The sequence below is a fragment of the Pantoea sp. K16 genome (assembly GCF_048452805.1).
GTDB classification, from domain to species: domain Bacteria; phylum Pseudomonadota; class Gammaproteobacteria; order Enterobacterales; family Enterobacteriaceae; genus Pantoea; species Pantoea agglomerans.
In genome coordinates, this window is the sequence record NZ_JBLWNV010000004.1 from 36,687 (window position 1) to 57,263 (window position 20,577).

Below are 20,577 nucleotides of genomic sequence, written 5' to 3' on the forward strand. Positions count from 1 at the left end.
TCAAATCTCCACCAGTTCTTTACTCTTAATCAGTGCCGTGATCTTTTCATCGCTAAGAGCAACATAGTGCTTTGCTAACTCGCGAAATCCGGCCAGCTCGCGATTATCAATATTTGCCATATCCTGTTTGGCATAAAAGGAACGTGTAAAACCAGTGTTCCCCACCTTTCGCCAGGATAATGGCGCGATCGCGATTCGGGTTCAGGCGCTTCTTGTAAACACCACCACCAGGATCGTCAGCCTTCCCCTGCACTACTGCCTCTATAGTCCGACATAACTCACTATCTTTAATGGCGTGAGATTTCGCTGCCTTGCTGAACCATTTAGTTTTGAAGCCCTCCCGGCGCAATAACTGCCAGATCCGCCGGTAACCAAAGCGGCGGCTTCCCGCCTCTGGTCTACCTTCAGAACTTTCGGCCCAGAGCCACCTGAAGCGCCTCCTTATCCAGCATGGCTTCAGCGAGCAGTTTCCTGAGTCGGGCGTTCTCCTCTTCAGGTAACCTGAGCCGCTTTACTTCGGGGATTTCCATGCCGCCGAACTTCTTGCGGCAGGTATAGAAGGTAGCGTCTGAAATAGCATGCTTGCGGCAGAGTTCCCGGGCCGAAACCCCGGCTTCGGCTTCGCGGAGAATACTGATGATCTGTTCGTCGGAAAAACGCGTCTTCATGAGGACGTCCTCATGTGACTGATGATGACATTACTAACATCGCGGTGTATTCATCAATGGGGAGCAGGTCAGGTTGGTGTGGCGCTAAATGGGGCGATCAGGTGGGGTTAAGGTGGCGCAGGATAGTGGGGGGAAGTTTGGGGAGTGGTTGTTGCAATACCTATTAATTTTATAAAATACATTAAGATAATATAACGATAAATTTAATTAATGAACTCTTAATTACCATATAAAAATTAAAACATCCACACCCAGAACGAAACATTGCCGTTCATTAACCATACACCCAAGGAAAACTATAATTTAAAAGATTACAAAACCACCCCTCAACAAAGATTCATTCATAACTACAATCAAAAAAAATTGTTAGATTCAATAAACCCACTAACCTTAGTGAAATATATAAAAGGGTAGAGAACCCTCTCTACCCTGGCAGAAGAACATTTAACTTTGATGTTGTACTATAATTGAACAAGCCAATCGCCCCGGTATCCACACCGCAACGACAGGAACATTACTAATAATTACTTCATCATCCTGTTTTAAATCAATAAAATGTATTTGAACACTCACTCTTTCGTTATCTTTGATTAAAGAATCACCGGGATATATTTCTCCACGTCTAGCGCTTGTTACAGGATAAGCACCTTGAAATAAATACGAATCTACAGTACGAACCCTTTTCTCATTTGGGCTCATTCTATAAACAACGCAACTCTCTGTCGAATCTCTTTCAATTGCCTTTGCTAAATGCAGTAATAAGGCTGTATTATTCTTAGAGTTTGAATTTCCAGTAACCCTTATTTTAACAAGTAAGTTTTCGAACAGATCGCTTACAAGAACATTATCACAAACATAATGTTTCTGAGTTTTTGTACGGTCTATATGTCCCTCATCACAACACATAGATAGACGGTTCAAAAATTCTGACACTGTATTTTGGTTATCAATAACTACAGCTTCTGAAGGGTATGTTATTTTCGGAACAACCCATTTATCAGAAAATTTAGTATGCATGTAATCAAATTCAAGAACACTATCCCTACAGGGTTTCAAATCAAGATCTAATAAGAATGCCCGTTTCCAAGAATTTAATGACTTATTACTTGCTTCAATTTCCTTAAGTTGCCTCCTAATATCTTCTTCATGCATGACATAATTCCTAAAGGCATCAAGTGTACTTTGCTCTAAATAAACCCTACAAAAACCCAAATAGCTTTTTTTATATCCAAAGAATCTTGCCCGCTGCTGTATAGTATCAGCATTTCCGACACCAATACCCCTAGGCATATATGTTACTGTCAGTCCTTCAACTGTAAATCCTCGATCAACCGCAATTCCACCAACCAAAATCCATCCATATTTATGTTGCCAGTCTATCGCCGGTGTTTTATTAGTTCTTGCATTAACTTCAACTATCTGAGTACTTTTAAATGCAATGCTAAAGGAATTTATAATCTTATCAAATGATGGTAGAACTGTTGTTGTATTTAAATGATTGTAAGATTCTCTAAATTCGTTTAGAAGATCAATTTTATCCGGATCATCATCACGTAACGATAAGCACCTGTGCCATTCATCGAATATACCTCTAACCCAGCCATAATATTCTTTGTGCTGGGAAGTCAGATGAGATGGATGCACAAGCATTGAGCGGTTACCTGTATTGCCGGACTCACTAATGCCTACAGTTACGCCAACCATGAATATGCGTAGGGCATCTAGCAATGATGAAGGAGGATGGCTTAAAGGATTATCTTTCGTCGGAACTTCGCTTGGTGGAATAATATTAATATGTGCAGAGTTCGACCCAAAAAAATCACGACCACCAACATAAGCATCGCCTGGTTCTAATACTTTCACAAAGTTAGGTGACAAGGAATCTATAATACTTATAAGAAGAGGTGCTTGAGGCGTAGCTGTATATTGTAAATAGGTATGATTTGGTAAAGCTTTTCTTAGTCTCATTAAGCAACTATATGTTGCACTCTCTTCTCCCTGAGAAACTCCAGTATTTAGACTAACCTGATCTGCCTCATCATCAATAATAAGGACCGATGTTCCGTTCAAATCTAAAGCTTCAAGTATTTCAGCTAACTTGTTGATTCTTTTGTGATTTTTAAGGACGGTAATAAGGATGGTTTGTTTATATATATCCTCAGTAGACGAATCTTTAGATATGGATAATGTACTACGGATGACCTGCCCCGCAGTATCATAAGAGGACGGATTTTCTAGTTGTACCCATCTCCGGCCTCGTCTTGAATCATTTAGCCCCAAATCTTTTTTTAATCGACTCGAGGATTGTGCAAGCAGAGGATTTGATGTCCCTGCAACAACAATTACCATATGAAAACCGTTATCCCTTGCAAGCGCAGCAACAGTCTCAAAGGACATAGTCTTGCCACTTTGCACATAGCCAACAACAAGACCAGTTTCTTGCCCATTTTCTATTTCAGGAGAAACTCCGCGGGATAATATTGAAATAGCATCTTCTAGTAACTTTTCTTTAGCACCATCCGGCATACCACTCTGATCTAAAAAGGCTTCAGTTTCTTTCCCCTTTTCAGGAGACCAATTCATTCCGTTATTATTGTAATCATGTCTATTTTCTAAGCTCATTTATGTTTACCTATTCGAAAATACATCTCGTAAGATATCATTCATGTTTCGCCTTACTGTTCCAGCTTTACTGACACCTGAGTCCCTAGCCAATACTTCAGCTATAGCAAGAGCAGCCCCCACGCGAAACATAATTTCGGAAACATCTCCATCTTTTTGAGCGAACTGAATCATTAGAGGATGGGACATCGACATTTGAATATGTAACCGTCGACATATATCACCTATCCTCCCAGAATCACTCACTGCTAACCACTCACTATTAGAAACATCGTTCGATACTTCAATACATACAGACCAATTCTGATCACGAAACGAAATATCAAAAGTTCGTTTCATTAGCTGAGACTGATATTCAATATGTTCGGCAGGAGTATCAATTAGCGCAGAGTCAAGTATGCTAGGAATTATCAATGGTAAATGATTCCTCATTTCATCTACTGAGCTATCAACAGCGTGCCCAACAAGTGAGACTAGCCTATTATCATTTCCTCTAACTCTATACCCTTCCGCCTGACGTAATAAAGGCATATCATCGCTATCTAAATTATCGCGTAACAACTTTAGAAATACCTGCTCTAACTCCCCCCATCTAAAACCGTCTTTTGTATGGCTGACTTCAACCCCATTAATATATAGCTCACCAAAAACACGCTGATATTTATAACTATTAGAATTACCAAAAATATATGCAGGACGATAAGTTTCATCGGCGCTTCCTTGAATAACCCTACCTCTTCTGAAAAGCGAAAATCCGGCTTCGCTAGTATTACCCACAGCACGTATAGCAGCAAAACCATTTACGGAGACATTATCACCAAGCTTAAAGTCGATATCTTTTCGCCAGATAAGAGGCTCTCCCTCTTTATCCTTGAAATAGGGGGCTTTTAATATTTGGGGGCCTTGATAATTTAAAACTTCCCCATTAACTTTAAGTATTAAAAGTCCCTTCACAATATAGTATCTATAGATACTAGCTAAATGACTTTTTATTTTATAGATAGTCCTTTTTACTGGGGCATGAAAAACATCATTTAAAATAACCTCCGTAAAATGTTGTTCTTCACTACCTTGAGTTTCTTTTATTGGTAGTTCATATGACTCATCCGCAATCATATTTTCAATATCAAAGTATACTGTTCTTATTATTGACTCACCAACCACAGATGTACGAATTTCCCATTTAGGAGAAAACCAACAAGCTGCACTTTTCATTCCCATACCAAATTCGGATAGACCTGTATTATCCGGTGGGATTGATGCAGGTTTGAAAGCTCTTGGAAAGTCCTCTAAAGGAATCCCAAAAGCGTCATCTTTAATTGATATTCGGGAAGGCTCAGTTGAGTCAATATTTATTTCTATAGTTACTTTTTTTAAAGAACTCGTTGCGGATTTTGCTAAGAAACTCTGTAAGGCATTGTCTACAAATTCCCCCAAAGCAAACCAGGGTTTATAATTGAGGTGCCGCAAAACGGCTAATATACTTACTCCTGGACGAATATCAACCTTTGAAAGCGCCACAATTATCTCCTTAAGCACTCTTAATTATAGGAAATGCATCTATCTTCTAAAAAATTAAAATGATTGTTATAACTCTCATCAAGTGAGGTACTTAACAACGCGTTAGCTACCCATTCGACAACTTTAGAGTTGACTGCATTACCTAACGCCTGGAAGGCTTGGGTTGGACTTTCAGGGAGCTTATTTAATTCATCAAGACACTGAAGCTTAGCACACTCATGAGGTGTCATATATCGCCTTTGCCAAGCAATAATTGGGACTTGGGTATCAGTCATGGCAATTAAGCTTGGAGCAGTGGTTCTTCTTTTAACTCTCACACCAGAGGCTCTGAACTGTAGAACATAGTTCCAAATATTCCTCTCTTCACCATGAACATTCCATTCAAGTTTCTGAAGGCTTGACGGGAACCTTAAAATATCGGGTAACCATTCATCTATCCAGCTTTTATTATCGTTATAAAACTTTCTATTTTGTCTAATAAAATTCTTTTTCCACTTTGGAAATTCAAATTCTTCTGTTCGAGCATGACTTGGCAATGCCATCCAACGATCATCCATACTTCTTCGAAGGCCAATTTTACAACCATGGCTCGCCCTGAAGCCTTTTAACCCATTAATTCCTAAACGCATTTTTCTCGCATAAGGAGTTTCATTTTCAAAAGGATAGGTTGCCCCCCACTCCATCGACCACAAGGGGAAGGAAGGAATTTCAATATCAGGAGGACAGAGTTCTAAAAACTTACTCCAAACATTTAAACAATCGATAACTTGAGGAGAAAGTGATTTCGCATCAATCGGATTATCGTCCAAAATACTATCTATCGAGGTTTCGGTATTCAGAGCTTCGGGCCATTTAAAATCGCCAAGCGGCAACAATGAGCCAACTATATATATTCGTTCACGAATTTGGGGAATACCAAAATGATGCGGTGAAAGTTTTGCTGCATCAATACTATAGCCAAGTCCATCTTTGCCAAGCAATTGTTGGATCTTTACCCACGTTTTCCCATCATCATGTTTCAACAGGTTAGGGACATTTTCAAGAATGAAAAATTTAGGCCTCTTATGCTTTAAAATTTCGACTACATTGAAAAATAATCCCCCTTGTTTTGTACACTCGAACCCTAATTGTTCACCAGCCTTTGAAAAAGGTTGGCATGGAAACCCAGCGGTTAAGACATCATGATCAGGGATTATATTAAGTGGTATTTTAGTTATGTCGCCAAGAGGTCTAATACCAAAATTATCCTCATATAAGTTCTGGAGAGGCTCTTTCCACTCGACTGCAAAACGACAAACCCCACCTAATCGTTTCAGTGCCAAATGAAAACCTCCCAGACCTGCAAATAAGTCAATGAAAGTAAACGTTTTTTTATTTTCCATTCAAGCACTCTCTACAAACATAAATCAGGTGTTGTTTATTCAAACACATCAACAACTGTATATAAACACATATTTACAATATCAGGGATGCTTTGTCTTTAGCATTAAAGAAATTGAAAATAATTTCATCAGTAAAATATCTAATACTTTGAATTGTATAACAACTAACCCATTTTCACTACAGGCTCTGACGCGCTTTTAGCAACATTAGCTTAAAATCATTCGTAATGGTTTCTCTGAATTCATTCGTAACCAGAGCCTTCTGATTATCCTCTTACCCGAAGGGACTAGTCTTTTCATCCCTACTGCCCCTATCTGTCAGCGTTTAGCCTGATAAATCCTTCAAAAATCCTCCTGCTAAGCGGTGTTGTTCTGCTTCGCTATCAGAGGAACGCGGTATTGGCTTTCTCTCACTTTGAACCAAGGCTCTTACCATTACCTTTCTCGTCAAAAGCCTAAGGAATGGAAAGGATTCCTCACTCGATTAGCTATACTGATGTTACGATACATAATTAGCCATTCCCATAAATTACGTACACTTACCTTTCGGAGTTATCAGTACAAAGGGCCAATTCCTCTCTCATGAACACGACGTGCAATAATTGAATTTCACCACTTTTGCGAGCATGATCGCAATAACATCAGCCTGTTACCCGGTTCACTCCTATGCTCTCTCTCGATGCGCTGCAATCAGCCATTTCCAACGTATCTGTATGGCGTCAGGGTGACGTATGTGCTCCGCATAAACCATTGTTGCTGTTGTATGTGTTATCGCAGTACAAAGCAGGCCACCCGCGCCTGTTTAACTTCGGCCTTGAGATCTACAAACCGCTTACCCGCCTGCTGAAAGAGTTTGGTCCCAAGCGGCGTACTGACTATCCAAATATGCCTTTCTGGCGGCTTAGAACTGACGGCTTCTGGGAGATTGTCAATGCAGAAAGTTGCAAACCCCGTAGAGGCAACACCCAGCCGACCAAGAAATAACTGATTGATAACCAAGTAGCGGGCGGCTTTGATGAAGCCGCTTATCAAAGGCTATCTGGCATTGCCGGATTACAGCCAATGGAGGCTGGAGCAGTGAACTCACACTATTACGCTTCCCCCCTTCGCTGATTTGGGAGGTTCTACACCAACGTCCTGCAATCTTTAGTGGAACAGTTACGCCGTTAACGGAAGCGCTAAAAGAGACAGAGGCCATAGTTTCAGGAGACGCGCCTGTGGAACAATCACCCACAGAACCAGATGGCATACCACTTTTGGGCACAGCATTCTGGCAGTGGCTGGTTGATAACTGCCGGGCGCAGCATCTGGAAATAAACGAACCCAGCGCCCGGATCCACACCGTCGCCGTGACGGCGTTTCTGGTCACTCCCGGTATTTTCAAACTCTGGCTGGACGCCTGCAGCCAGAATGTACCTGCGGAGCGCTGGCGGGAAGTACAGAAAGGATTTCAGAATCTGCACCTTCACCGAAAAAGAAAAAACGGCCTCAACATCTGGCACTGCGCCATTGTCGGTCCGCGCCGTAGTTCATGCCTGAAGGGATATCTTATCGACGATCCCACACCGCTTTTTGAAGATGACATTCCCTTCAATAATCCTCATCTCTTACTCAGTGAAGTAGAAGGTGTAAATGACCTTTGAAAAACTCCTGGAAGAGTTTTTTTTGCCCGTTTGTTGCGCCCTGATACCCAGGACTGCTATGGCACGGCGGTAAATCAGTTTACCAACTGGCGCAACGTCCTGCCCGCCGAAGTCACGCCTCATATGGTACTGGAGTGGCACAGCTATCTGTTAAATGTGCGCGGTATCAAGCCGGTGACCTGTAATCACTATATGCGCCATATGAGGCATTATATAACTTTGCGATTGAATAGGGCCTTCTGGAGCAGTTTATCAATCCGTTTCATAAAACATCGCTTCGGGAATCCTGCAAGCAAAAAGACCCTGTCCCGCGAGCAGATCCTCGCCTCACGCAAAATACTGAACCATTTTATTGAACAGGAGAATACATAGCGAGGCTACCGTTCACCGTACTATCCGGCCTGGTTCTGGCTGGCTATGGTCGAAACGTTCAACTACACCGCTATCCGTTTGAACCAGCTTATTCATCTGCGTGTCAAAGATGTCGATCTGGTCTATGACACCACGTTTATTCAGAGTGAGGGCAGTAAAAGCCATGATGAACATATTGCTCCCATAGCCTCACGGCTACGACCTTATCTGGAGCATTTACTTGCCGAGGCTGAAACGCATGGCATGCGTGCAGGCGAGCAGTTGTTTAATATCAACCAATTCAGTCGGCGGACGCTACGGCAGGGCAAAGTAATGACGGAACATCAGGTCAGTTATTTCTTTGCCAAACTCAGCGATGCCTGCCACAGCCGTTTTTAATCGCACTGCTACCGGCATACCGTTGCTACCGAACTGATGCAGAAACTAGAGCAAAATCTGTATGTCACGCAGAAACTGCTTGGCCACCGTGATATTAAGGTGACGCTAAGCTATAATGAACACAATGTCGAGATGCTCAGAAGTTGCGTGGAGAGAGATTGACAAAACAGGAAGTGAGTGAAAAGATCCGGCCCGAGGTTTTATAAACAAAAAAGCCGGAGATGCGGCTTTTTTCAATTGCCGTCAACGTCCAGCTTCATTGTACAACATACTGATTGTTTTAGTTTTTTCCTTTACCCACACTATTTTTGGTGCCGAAGGCCGGAATCGAACCGGCACGCCTCGCGGCGGTTGATTTTGAATCAACTGCGTCTACCGATTTCGCCACTTCGGCACTGAAGGGTATGCGGAAAACGTTGAGGATTATACCGTTACCCCCTGTTTCCGCAACCCTTATCCGCAGGCAGTGGTGCAACTGCTGAAAAAACCGTCTCTTGGGTTCTCCGGGACGCTGCATGACAACCTTGTCAGAAATTCTTCACTCACCCTCGCCGCTGCAAAGCACTCACGTCGGCCATCATGTTTCACTGGCATATCAAAAGTTCTAACCCGATACAGGCTTCACGTCCGTTACCAGCGTCGGCAGATCCCAGGTGCCGCCCGCATGGATATAACGACACATGCCGGTCCCACCGTCATAGCTTTTGCGAAAAGCCTTGCCGTTCCACACCCAGCTTTCCTGACTCATGCAGTCACCAATACCGCGGCCTTTCTGCACATTGGTAATCTCGCCCTTGTCGTAATCCGACCCGGAAATCGTCACCAGCACTGGCGTGCCTTTGAGTTGGTTATCAATGACCCAGTAACCATATCCTTCGTTATAAGCGGCACGCCAGCAGAGCGCCGAAAGCAAAGCGTGTGTTTCATCCAGCGGCGTAAGAGTGAGTCCGTCGGTTTCCGGATCGCTGTTTTCTGCAGGTGAATACAGGCTGTCGCACGTGTCATCGTCATTGTGATTGACCGTAGAAAGCAGTCGGGTTTTCAGCGCGTCGATTTCTGGTGCGGTCAGCAAACGGGGTTCACCGCTGAGGGTTTTTGCCGCCTGAATAACCGGTGCGGGCACAGCCTTAGCCACGCTGCTTTCCGGTTTATTGCCTTTTTTAGTGAGCGCACCTGGCGTGCCGATACGGCCCTGCACATCGTCCGCTTTCAGCAGCACGGCATAAGCGCCCTCGCCGGAAAGCAGGAAAGGCTTTGTGCCGCCTTTAAATTCGACTTTACCGCTGCCTTTGACGGCGCTGATTACCGCAGAGGTCTGGCTTGCCGAAAGCCGCCAGTTATCGTCAGCCGCCACCAGATCGCCGGCTGATTTTCCGTTGATCCACAGCGTCAGTTTTTCCGCCGGTTTGCTATCATCTTCGGTGTCGCCCAGCGTCACTTCTCCCACAGTCTCCGTTGCAGGTCCAGCGGCACGGGTGAGCAGAATGGAGCCGGACGGATCCTCTTCTTTGGCATAACCCGCAATACGGCAGGTCATGGTGTTATCACAGACAACTTCCCAGTCTTTGTGCTCAAGCGTTTTTCCGCTCTGGGCGGCCTGAGCCGACAGGGAGAACGCCGCCAGCACGAAAAGCATCGGTTTACAGTTCACTTTATTCCCTCAGGTTTTATTTCTGCCAGGCCTGCGCAGATATTTCCTGATTATACCGAAGAAGATATAACGCCGTTGTCCGTTTTTTACTGCCCCCACAAACGCAAAAGAGCCAACCTCGCGGTTGGCCCCTTCTTGCATCTTGCATGCTCAGCATCGGGCATCAGCGGTGCCCATTAGCGCCTGTTGTTGTCAGGATAAGCGCCTCAATGCGAGTGATCGTGCAGTTTGTTCCCGACCTTATCCTTCACTTCGCTGGCTTTCTCACTCACCTTCTCAGTCAGGCTCTCTTTGTGGTCACGGTTATGTGCACCTGGTGACTGCGTGCCTGCTGCGGCGGTCGCAGGTTTTACCCCTGCGGTCGTACCCGGCAGTTTGCGCTCCAGACCACCTCGGGCATGGTCGATATCCACTTCCTGACGACGCACCGTGTCGTTAATCGTCTCGGTACGATCGCTGCCGTCGGTACGCACCACTACTTCTTCTTTCACGTGGGTCGTTTTGTTGATTACCGGCTGCTCATGCGTCTCAGCGACCTCGACGGTTTTCTCTGACCAGTCCACTTCACCAGCCAGCGCGGGTTCATTCACCGAACGGCGGAAGATGTCAGCGTGCTGCTCATGCAGCGAAATATCTTCAGATACGGTATCGGTCACGGTATAGCGGCGTACGCGGGTGGAACCTTCGCTCACCAGACGTTTACCCACTTCCACCTGCTCTTCGGCCAGGCGCAGAATATCGGCTTCGCTCTCATCACCGGTCAGTGAAGTGCGTCGTGGTTCAACCTGGCGGTCGTTGGTCTCACCGGCAAACTGCTTGCCTGCCGTCGTCGGATTGATACCCGGCGCGGTGGTGCCATTCTCAACCGAGCTTTGCATACGTGACGGTACGTCCACCGAGTCATGAGAATGGAGAATGGTCATGGCGCGAGCCAGCTTCTCCTCCTCGGTGCGGATGGTCAGCACTACGCCGCCCTTGTCCATCGCTCTGGTGTAAACATCGGCCTGCTCTTTATCAACGGAGTGACCAAACAGACGCTGCCAGATGCTCGGATGGCGGATAGAGTGTCCTTCCTTCTGCAAACGTTCTCCACTGATAAGACTGATGTCCCGATCAGAAAAGCCTGCTTTCACGAGATTTCTTTTCGCGGCCTCTGCCTGATTTGCAGAATCGAACAGTGTTACGATTTTTTCATGTGCCATGATAGGTTCCTCTCTGTTAGCTAATTTGATCGTCATCTCTTTCAACGTTCACCTGCTGCTCACGTCGGGTCACCACTTCCTGAAAAGGAACATTCTCCTGCACTTTTCGGATGTGGATCTCCTCTTTAAGCACCAGCTTTCTGACGATTTGGATTTCTTCCTCTACTACCGGGACAATCAGTACACCGTTCTCTTCCCTGATTTCGGGCATCGTTTCAACGGGTTGCGCTTTCGCTACATGCTCAACCTCAACCTTCTCCCGGTTAAGCAGTGTACTGATGACCTCGTCATGCTCAGTTGTGGAACGGGTAACACGGACATGTCCATCCACAATCTTTTGCTTCGTCAGGGCTATTTGCTCTTCAGCGAGTTTAAGCGTGACCTCTGCATTATTATTGTGCTCTGGCTGTCCAGCCATAATATCGCTCCCGTTAAATTAAATATCTGCCACAACTGCCTGACACAGTGATTAAGCATGAACACTCTGGCTGATTTCGCAAGCCGGAATAATAAAAAATCCCGCTAACTCAATTTAATTACGGTACAAAAAACCGCATCAAAAAACAGCAATCCGGCTTAAATCACAGCTACGCTAAAAATAAAAAATAACTAAAATACATGAAGTTATATTAATATTATTTCGCAGGTAAATATTACCAGACCAGACGCAAGCGCTTAGAAAACACGCTATAAGCAAAGCGGTAACTTTAATTTAAACCAGGACAATTCCTGATAAAAATCGTGAGGATATTAAATAATATTTCCGCGGGATGTGCTTATTACTGCCTTCAGTTAATCACTTCACAGAATAATAACACCCACAAGCATCTGAATATTTTATCGCTCTTATTACAGAAGATTCCCAAAGTGCTATTTAAGACGCTTTTTATAAAAGGAAGTCAGGAACTTTCTGCCCGTCAGCCTTTCTTAGGAAAACTGAATAAGCACATACCGAGGTTGAAATGAAGCAAGCACAACGCAGTGCGTGGGGATGGGGACTGGCGGCACTTCTGGTCGCAGGCAGTGCATCAGCGGCAAGCTGGCAGGATCAGCTGAGCAGTGCAGCGTCACAGCTCAGCCAGCAAAACAACGGCAGCAGCACCGGCACCACGCAGCAGAATGGCGGCATGTCGCTTTCTACCATTACCAGCATGCTGGGTGGCGGCGATAAAGCGGTCAGCGCCAACAGCATGACCAACGCCGCTGGTGTGATGCAGTACTGCGTCGAACACAACGTGGTGAAAAACAACGTGCAGTCGGTCAAAGACCAGGTGCTGAGCAAGCTCGGTCTGAACACCACCACCGCGCAGGAACAGAAAACCGATTACACCCAGGGCGTGGCCGGTCTGCTGAATACCGGTAATGGCCAGCAGTTGAATCTGCAAAGCCTGAGCAACTCACCGATGGGTGAGAAGCTGAAAACCAAAGCCTGTGACGTGGTGCTGAAGCAGGGCAAAAACTTTATCTCCTGATCACCTTCCCTTCTCTCTCCCCTCTCAGCTCTGAGGGGAGCGTTAAACGCCCCCCATGCTGTGACGCCTGACATTCCCTTAACCTGGGGTTGAGCGCTATAGTGTTGTTTTGATTTCTACAGGACAGCACGCATGAAAGGCATCAACATCGCACTTTACTTCGACCCCGATCAGATTCAGGCCTGCGTTCACGAACAGGACGACAGCTATGTCACCAAAAAATTCGAGTATGACGATGGCGTGATTGAAGAGATCTACCAGTGGCTGGAGCAGTACGAACCCAAACGTACCCACATCTGCGTGATTGAAAACGAAACCGCCGAGCTGCTGGCGGATGAGCTGGTCGACAGCGGCTTTCGCGTCCATCAGGTCACCATGCATCAGCTGCTGAGCTGGTTCGCCACTGAGCCGCCTTCCACGCCAGACGGCACGCCGATGCGCGCTATGCTGCGCTTCCTGGAAGATGAACATCCGCGTGAATATGAGTCGCGCACGCCGCAGACCGAAGCGCTGATGGAGATGTTCGACGAGCTGGACGCGCTGGAGATGGTGGATGACGCCGACGACGAAGACGCGCTGCCAGGCGATCTGCTGCGCGCCATGAAGAAGCACAAAATCACCGCCAGCGCCGCGGCCCAGCGTCTGCTGCCGGACATCAATGAGCGTATCCGCGAGCATCTGATGCAGTATCCCGAACTGATGACGCCTGAAATCCTGCAGGACTTCTTCCCGGAACTGCTTGAGGCGCTGGAGCGTCCGAAGCACTAATCACCACGGAAAAGGCGATTTGTCATGCTGGAGTTAATTAAAGCAGTCAGCCTGGGGCTGGTGGTGATCCTGCCGCTCGCCAATCCACTCACCACCGTGGCGCTGTTCCTGGGGCTGGCGGGTGAGATGAACTTCCAGGAGCGCAACCGACAGGCGCGCCAGGCTTCTATCTATGTCTTCGCCATCATGATGGTGGCGTGGTACGCGGGCAGCGCGGTGCTGAATACCTTCGGCATCTCCATTCCTGGCCTGCGCATGGCGGGCGGCCTGATCGTCGCTTTTATCGGTTTTCGGATGCTGTTCCCGGCTAAACCTGCCGGCCATTCTGTCGAAGCAAAGCAGAAACTGGATGAGCTGGATGAAGCCAAAGAGCCGGTGAATATCGCCTTTGTGCCGCTGGCGATGCCGAGTACGGCGGGGCCGGGTACCATTGCGATGATCATCTCCTCTGCCTCGACGGTAAGAAGCGGCGTCGACTTTCCGGCCTGGGTCATCACCGTCGCGCCAGTGCTGATCTTCCTGCTGGTGAGTCTGATTCTGTGGGTTTCACTGCGCAGTTCTGGTGCCATCATGAAGCTGGTGGGTAAAAGCGGCATTGAGGCGATATCGCGCCTGATGGGATTTTTACTGGTCTGTATGGGCGTGCAGTTTATCATTAACGGCGTGCTGGAAGTGGTGCGCACCTTTCACTAATCCGGGATTTCCCCTCTCCGAACGGGCAGAGGGGAAAGCTCGATTACTTCAGCGTTTTACGCACTTCAGCAACCTGATCTTTGCTCACCGCTGGCGCGGTGTTGCTCCAGCCCTGACGAATAAAGGTCGCCAGCTGCGCCACCTCTTCATCACTCAGACGCTGACCAAAGCCTGGCATCGCCAGTTTCGAAGGGGCCTTCGCGGTGGAAGGCTGCTGTGCGCCGGCCAGGATGGTGTGGATCAATCCGGTTGGATCCTTGGCATTGACGATCGTCGCCTGATCCAGCTCAGGGAAGATCCCCGGGGCGCCTTTGCCGGTCACGAAGTGACAGGCACCGCAGTTATCCAGATAAAGACGCTCGCCTTCGCTCAGGTTCTTCGCGGCAGTGAGTTTCGCTTCCGTTGCCTGCTGCGCCTGCACGTTATACGCCTGCAATGGCGGGTTGCCGCCCAGGAACTTCAGGTAGGCCGCGATGGCTTTCAGATCGGCGTCGGTCATGTGTGAGCTGCTGTGCTCAATCACCGAGGTCATCTCGCCGCCCACCGCCGCTTTATCGTTACGGCCGGTCTGCAGGTAGTCCACCACTTCCTGCTCGCTCCAGCGCGGCAGGCCACGCAGTGACGGCACATCCCAGTTGTTCAGGCTGCCGCCTGCCAGGAATTTATCGTCACCGCTATCCAGCGCTTTCTCGTTCATGCCCAGACCGCGCGGCGTATGACAGCTGCCGCAGTGGCCAAGACTCTCCACGATATAGGCACCGCGGTTGACCTCTGCTGACGCACCACCAATCGGCTGGAACGGCTTATCCGAGGCGAACGCCCAGTTCCAGAAACGCATGCCCCAGCGCTGGCTGAACGGGAAGCTCAGATCGGTTTCCGGCGGCTGTTCTGCGCTTGGCTGCACGCCTTTCATGAAGTAGACGTAAAGCGCGTGGATGTCGGCATCACTGATTTTGGCGTAATCAGGATAAGGCATCGCCGGATAGAGATGCGAACCGTCCGGTAATACCCCTTTGCGCACCGCGTCAGAGAACTGCTGCTCGCTGTAGTTGCCAATACCGTGCTGCTTATCGGGCGTGATGTTGGTGGAGAAGATGGTGCCAAGGTTCGACTCAATCGCCAGCCCGCCTGAATAGTCAGGCTTGCCAGGCAGTGAGTGGCACGCCATGCAGTCGCCCAGCCGCGAGAGATATTCGCCCTGCTTAATCAGTTGCGCTTCATCTTCGGCGTGAGCCGGCAGCGCAAATCCGCTGGCTAACAGCACCGCGTTGGCAAAGATAAAAGATTTCAGTTTCAGCTTATTCATGCGCTTATGCCTGTACCAGTGGGCCGGGATTTTTCAGATACTGATCTTTGATCGCCTGTGCCGCCATCAGGGTGATCGCACCGATGGTATCGGTCGGGTTCGCCTGGAAGTTCTGCGGGAAAGCGTTGCCGCCCGGCACAAAGACGTTATGCACGTCCCAGCTCTGCAGATACTTGTTCAGCGCCGAGGTTTTCGGGTTATCGCCCATTACGGCACCGCCCACGTTGTGGGTAGAGACATATTTGGTCAGATCGAAATCCGCACCCATTGGCAGGAAGCTCATGCTCATGCTGTCAGGGTTCAGCTCTTTCGCGATATTACCGACGATGCCTTTCAGGTGCTGCTGCAGCTTCAGCTCATTCTCTTTCCAGTTGAAGGTCATGCGCAGCAGTGGCAGGCCACGGTGATCGTTGTAGTTCGGATCGAGATCCAGATAGATATCGCGGTAAGACTGACAGGTGGTGGTAATGCTGATCTTCATCGAATGACCGTACCACTCCTCCAGACCTTCCTTGTATCCCATACCCCAGGTCGGCGTGCCTTTTGGCAGCGCGGTGCTGATCGGCGTACCGGTCGCCTGTGAGCTGTGGATCTTCGCGCCGCCGAGGAAGCCAAGTGATGGGCCGTCGAAGTTGCCTGGCGAGATATCGTTAAACATCTGGCCGGTCGCGCCCGCCGTAGCGTACGGATTGAAGTTTTTATCTTTAAAGAACAGCGTTGCGCCGCCGTTGGACAGGAACGCGTAGTTACGCCCTACCACACCCTCTTCGGTAATCGGGTTGTAAGGCTTGCCGATGCCGGAGAGCAGCATCAGTCGCACGTTGTAGAGCTGGAAGCTGCTCAGCACCACGATTTTCGCTGGCTGGAAGCACTCGTTGCCCTGTGCATCGATGTAGATCACGCCTTTCGCGGTTTTCTTATCATCGTTCAGCACGACCTTGATCACTTCCGCATTCACTTCATAGGAGAAGTTCGGCATACGCTTCAGTGAATCCATTACGGCGGTCTGCGGCGACGCTTTGGAGTAGTTCAGGCAGGGATATTTACTGCAGTAGCCGCAGTAGTTGCACGGCGCGATCTGGTTGCCGTACGGGTTTTTCCACGCACGCGACACACAGGCCGACGGGTTCGGGAACGGATGGTAACCGAGTTTGGTCGCCACCTCTTTGAACATCACGTTGTTCAGCGTGTCATCCAGCGCAGGCAGCGGATAAGGCTCAGAACGCGGGCCTTCAAACGGATCGCCGCCTTCCAGAATTTTGCCGCGCAGGTTGCCGGTGTTACCCGACTGGCCGCAAATCAGTTCGAATTTATAGTAGTAAGGTTCGATCTCTTCCCAGCTGAACGGGAAGTCCATCACCCGCATATCATCCTGCAGAATGCCCGGCTTGTAAGCCTCGTCGACATAGGTCTTCAGTTTGATATCGGTCGGTGTCGGACGGATCAGTACTGCGGTCCAGTGCAGGCCGGAACCGCCTACGCCGGTGCCCGGTGCAAACGCACCCCATTTACGGGTTGGCAATGCCGTCTGGCTGCTGTTGTAGCGCACGGTGACCGCCACTTCGGCGGGGGTGGCAAACACTTTGTTGCGTACCGCATAGGCGTATTCGTCCGCCGGTTTCGGGTAGGCGAATTCGTCATAATCGCGATCGCCGCCGCGCTCAAGGGCGCGCACGTCCAGACCTGCCAGTGCCAGCTCGATGCTCATCAGCGAGCCTGCCCAGCCGAGGCCGCAGACCACGACGTCGACTTCTTTTTTAGTAACCTGTGCCATGATAATCCTGTTTCAAATACCTGATGTGGACGCGCCCTACGCGCGTTCGCCCTTCACACTGACCGGACCCAGCGGATAAGGAACGTTGTGCTGTTTCACCCATTCGGTGAAGCTGGCACGCGCGCCGGGGAAGCCGATGGCGATCCAGGCTTTCATGCCTTTATTACCGCCGTACATCGGGTCAGCAAGGTAGCCATGCTTGGTATCGGAAAGCAGCTGGCTGAAGAAATGCGCAGGCTTAAGATCGGCTTCGCCCAGTGCGGCAAAGTCGATCTCGTTTTTGTTTACCTGGGTCAGTACCGCATCTTTCTCTTCCAGCGTCAGTGCATGAAACGCTTTCTGATGGGTGTTCTGCGACCACTGATTAATCAGCCGGATACCGGTCTGATACATCTGCTGTGGGCGGAACGGGATCTGGTAACCCATGGTTGCGGGCGCCTGTGTATTGAACGGCCCCTGCATGTAGATTTCGCTGCCAAACGCTTCGCTGTGCAGCTGCTGATCGATAAAGATCGGCACGTTAGTTTCCAGCGCGCCCGGCGCTTTGCCTTTGCCGCCCGCCGGAATCAAACGGTCAGTGGCGGCCAGGATAAACTGCCACTCATCGGCACTAAAAAAGATCGGTTTGTAATCGGCTAACTCCGGAGCGGCCATCTCTGCCGCCTGTGCCGCAGTAATGCCTTTGAAGACCAGTTCACTTAATGGCAACGCCAGCAGTGAACCGAGCAAAAATTTACGCCTGGTGGTGGGTTTTTCTAAAAGCATATCCGCACGACTCTCATCTGCTAAATACCCGCTTTATTTGTTATGAAGCTGAAAGGCTGAGTGCAGGCGGAAAATTCCCCGCAGAGATTAACGCACGCGGCACAGACGACGGCAGAACAGACAAGGGCAGGTAGAATTATGGTTCGGTGACTAACGGAACTTATCGGTTAATAACCTGGCAATCTTAGGGATATAGATATGTCTGAATGTAAAAATTGAATTTAAGATGTGTCTTAGTGAAAGTTTATCATGGTGTTGCGAAAGGGTTGCAGAGAGGTAAAAGATTTACAGCGCGGAAATCGGGGGTAAAACCGCATAAACATCGGGTATTTAACTCTTTTAACGCAGGATTGAGGGTTATTATTTTCGCCCTGACATCATCACGCCAGATAACCGATAAAAAAATATCATACTTCCATACAAGAGAATCATTCTCATCGTTAACACTATAGTGACTTTGATAGTCATACAATCAGACTGTGCGCAATTTGTGATCGGCTGAGTAAAACCGGCTTTATTCCGCCCGCTGTAAAATGACAATAAAATAATTACTGACCGGCATTATCTTATTTTGTCTCTTTGCCTGAATGACTACGCTAATAATTGTGCAAAGCTCATAAGAAACCCGCATTTGGAGATTATCCGGCGCCCGATAGAGTAAAGCTATCAACGACTCAGGATAACCCTCCATGCGAAAAACACTCTTGTCCCTGTTTACGGCTCTGGCACTGGTTCACCCGGCACACGCCGCCACGCCTGGCGACACGCTGGTGATTGCCGTTCCGCTTGATGGCATCATCAGTTTCGACCCGGCGGAAAGTTTTGAGACCGTCAGCAACAGCAGCCAGCGCAATATCTATCAGACACTGCTGGAGCCGGATCATCAGAATCCGCAGCAGCTCTCACCGCTGGCTGCCACGCGCTGGCAGGCAGGCAAAACGCCTCATAGCCTGGTGTTTGATCTTAATCCGCAGGCCCGCTTCGCCAGTGGTCATCCCGTGACTGCACAGGATGTGGTCTTTTCATTAACCCGCGCGGTAAAACTCAATAAAGCGCCCTCTTTTATTCTGGGTGAATTTGGCTGGACGCCAGAAAATATCGATCAGCAGTTCACGGTGATCAACGACCACCAGCTTGAGCTGCGCTGGCCAGCGGAGATCGGCAGCGATCTGGCGTTGCGCCTGCTGACCGCGCCGGTCTCCTCCATCGTCGACAGCAAACTGGCACAAGAGCACGCCAGCAACAACGATTACGGCAATAGCTGGCTGAAGGTGCACTCCGCCGGCAGCGCCGCCTATGCCATCAAACAGTTTGTGCCGCTGCAGGCGCTGGTGCTGGAGGCCAATCCCCACAGCAGCCAGAAGCCGCATCTGAAGCGGGTATTGCTGAAAGGTGTGGCCGATCCGGGCAGCCGCCGTCTGCTGATCCAGCAGGGTGATGTGGATGTCGCCTATCAGCTCGGCCCGGATCAGATTACCGCGCTGAAAAATGTGGCGAATGTGCGTGTCGACGCCTTCCCGTCCAGCCTGGTTTATTACATCGGCTTTAACACCCAAAGCCCGCAGCAACCGGCGCTGGGCAATCCGGCGCTTTGGCAGGCGGCGCGCTGGCTGGTTGACTATGACAGCCTGGCGAACCAGCTGCTGAAAGGTCAGTACCGCATTCATCAGAGCTTCCTGCCGGATGGTTTCGATGGTGCGCTGAACACGACACCGTTCCATTACGATCTGAAAAAGGCGCAGGCGATACTTCAAAAAGGCGGCATTAAACCTGGCACCCATATCGCGCTGACGGTGGTAAACCAGCCGCCTTACATTGATGTGGCGCAGGCACTGCAGGCCAGCTTTGCCAAAGCGGATGTGCAGCTTGATATCCAGCCGGTGGCGGAATCGGAGCTGTGGAGCAAAATGCGCAGCCGTGACTTCCAGGCCATCTTTACTTACTGGGGCGCGGACTACATCGATCCCAATACCAATGCCAGCACCTTTGCCTATAACGTGCCGGGCGGCGGCAAAACCCTGGCGTGGCGCGTCGGCTGGACGATTCCGGAGCTGAGTGCACAGACCCGCGCCGCCGCCGGAGAGAGCGATGCGGTGAAACGTCGCAACCTCTACACCGGGCTGCAAACCCGCATCCAGCAGGATTCGCCGTTTGTCATGCTGTTACAGGGCGCAACCCAGGTGGCGGTGCGCAGCAATCTCAGTCACCTGCAGCAGGGCATCGGGGTCAGCCTGCTCAATTTTGAAGAGGTGCAGAAGTAAACCACTGTTGCTGGCCGCTGCTCCCCGGGCAGCGGCCTTTTTTTGGTGAATAGTTCTCCTCCTGTGCCGCTCCGGCTTGCTATCCTTCAGGCATAACCT

At 49.1% G+C, this 20,577-nt stretch carries 14 protein-coding genes, 1 tRNA gene and 4 pseudogenes; 7 read left to right on the forward strand and 12 right to left on the reverse strand.

Features of this window, described 5'->3' with window-relative positions; translation table 11 throughout:
• From ACK13D_RS06335 to ACK13D_RS06355, 5 genes and pseudogenes are all read right to left on the reverse strand, one after another.
• Positions 1-349 (reverse strand): annotated as a pseudogene (locus tag ACK13D_RS06335) (type II toxin-antitoxin system RelE/ParE family toxin).
• Positions 319-668, reverse strand: a pseudogene (locus ACK13D_RS06340) (transposase); the annotation flags it as partial. The pseudogenes ACK13D_RS06335 and ACK13D_RS06340, both read right to left, overlap by 31 nt.
• Positions 669-1,112: 444 nt before the next feature.
• On the reverse strand, positions 1,113-3,290 hold the full coding sequence (locus tag ACK13D_RS06345) for a Z1 domain-containing protein (protein ID WP_418795952.1): 2,178 nt from the start codon (positions 3,288-3,290) through the stop codon (positions 1,113-1,115).
• Between the two features lie 6 nt (positions 3,291-3,296).
• Positions 3,297-4,811: an ATP-binding protein gene (locus ACK13D_RS06350; RefSeq protein WP_418795954.1), complete on the reverse strand. Its 1,515-nt coding sequence runs from the start codon at positions 4,809-4,811 to the stop codon at positions 3,297-3,299.
• Positions 4,812-4,831: 20 nt separating this feature from the next.
• Entirely contained in the window at positions 4,832-6,193 is a 1,362-nt protein-coding gene (locus ACK13D_RS06355) for a DNA cytosine methyltransferase (RefSeq protein WP_418795955.1), read from the reverse strand.
• Positions 6,194-6,859: 666 nt separating this feature from the next.
• On the opposite strand from ACK13D_RS06355, the pseudogene ACK13D_RS06360 reads away from it, so the two are divergent.
• The 3 genes and pseudogenes from ACK13D_RS06360 to ACK13D_RS06370 all read left to right on the forward strand — a co-directional run.
• A pseudogene (locus ACK13D_RS06360) lies at positions 6,860-7,174 on the forward strand (phosphorothioated DNA-binding restriction endonuclease); the annotation flags it as partial.
• A gap of 50 nt (positions 7,175-7,224) precedes the next feature.
• Positions 7,225-7,836: pseudogene (locus ACK13D_RS06365) on the forward strand (conjugal transfer nickase/helicase domain-containing protein); the annotation flags it as partial.
• A 417-nt stretch (positions 7,837-8,253) separates the two neighbouring features.
• Positions 8,254-8,586 (forward strand): hypothetical protein, encoded by a 333-nt coding sequence (locus ACK13D_RS06370; RefSeq protein ID WP_418795957.1) that lies wholly within the window; start codon positions 8,254-8,256, stop codon positions 8,584-8,586.
• A 309-nt stretch (positions 8,587-8,895) separates the two neighbouring features.
• Here ACK13D_RS06370 and ACK13D_RS06375 read toward each other — a convergent pair.
• The 4 genes from ACK13D_RS06375 to ACK13D_RS06390 form a co-directional block, all read right to left on the reverse strand.
• Positions 8,896-8,980, reverse strand: a tRNA-Leu gene (locus ACK13D_RS06375).
• Positions 8,981-9,190: 210 nt separating this feature from the next.
• Complete coding sequence (locus ACK13D_RS06380) at positions 9,191-10,222, reverse strand: DUF1176 domain-containing protein (RefSeq protein ID WP_418796061.1); 1,032 nt, start codon at positions 10,220-10,222, stop codon at positions 9,191-9,193.
• A gap of 221 nt (positions 10,223-10,443) precedes the next feature.
• Entirely contained in the window at positions 10,444-11,319 is an 876-nt protein-coding gene (locus ACK13D_RS06385) for a YsnF/AvaK domain-containing protein (protein WP_418795959.1), read from the reverse strand.
• Between the two features lie 136 nt (positions 11,320-11,455).
• Positions 11,456-11,857: a DUF2382 domain-containing protein gene (locus ACK13D_RS06390; RefSeq protein ID WP_010251609.1), complete on the reverse strand. Its 402-nt coding sequence runs from the start codon at positions 11,855-11,857 to the stop codon at positions 11,456-11,458.
• Positions 11,858-12,401: 544 nt separating this feature from the next.
• Between ACK13D_RS06390 and ACK13D_RS06395 the strand changes: the two genes are divergently transcribed.
• From ACK13D_RS06395 to ACK13D_RS06405, 3 genes are all read left to right on the forward strand, one after another.
• The gene (locus ACK13D_RS06395; RefSeq protein ID WP_010671770.1) at positions 12,402-12,911 is read left to right on the forward strand and encodes a DUF2501 domain-containing protein; all 510 of its coding nucleotides are present in this window, start codon (positions 12,402-12,404) and stop codon (positions 12,909-12,911) included.
• A 132-nt stretch (positions 12,912-13,043) separates the two neighbouring features.
• Positions 13,044-13,679 (forward strand): hypothetical protein, encoded by a 636-nt coding sequence (locus ACK13D_RS06400; RefSeq protein WP_010251615.1) that lies wholly within the window; start codon positions 13,044-13,046, stop codon positions 13,677-13,679.
• 24 nt (positions 13,680-13,703) lie between these two features.
• Entirely contained in the window at positions 13,704-14,372 is a 669-nt protein-coding gene (locus ACK13D_RS06405; protein ID WP_022625312.1) for a MarC family NAAT transporter, read from the forward strand.
• Positions 14,373-14,415: 43 nt separating this feature from the next.
• Here ACK13D_RS06405 and ACK13D_RS06410 read toward each other — a convergent pair whose 3' ends face one another.
• The 3 genes from ACK13D_RS06410 to ACK13D_RS06420 are packed head-to-tail and all read right to left on the reverse strand — an operon-like array spanning position 14,416 to position 18,217.
• The gene (locus tag ACK13D_RS06410) at positions 14,416-15,678 is read right to left on the reverse strand and encodes a c-type cytochrome (protein ID WP_250327711.1); all 1,263 of its coding nucleotides are present in this window, start codon (positions 15,676-15,678) and stop codon (positions 14,416-14,418) included.
• A 4-nt stretch (positions 15,679-15,682) separates the two neighbouring features.
• The gene (locus tag ACK13D_RS06415; RefSeq protein ID WP_010251625.1) at positions 15,683-17,452 is read right to left on the reverse strand and encodes a GMC family oxidoreductase; all 1,770 of its coding nucleotides are present in this window, start codon (positions 17,450-17,452) and stop codon (positions 15,683-15,685) included.
• Between the two features lie 36 nt (positions 17,453-17,488).
• Positions 17,489-18,217: a gluconate 2-dehydrogenase subunit 3 family protein gene (locus ACK13D_RS06420; protein ID WP_010251628.1), complete on the reverse strand. Its 729-nt coding sequence runs from the start codon at positions 18,215-18,217 to the stop codon at positions 17,489-17,491.
• 689 nt (positions 18,218-18,906) lie between these two features.
• On the opposite strand from ACK13D_RS06420, the gene ACK13D_RS06425 reads away from it, so the two are divergent.
• A complete protein-coding gene (locus ACK13D_RS06425) occupies positions 18,907-20,478 on the forward strand; it encodes an ABC transporter substrate-binding protein (RefSeq protein ID WP_346555856.1) in 1,572 nt (523 codons plus the stop codon).
• Positions 20,479-20,577: the final 99 nt, after the last annotated feature.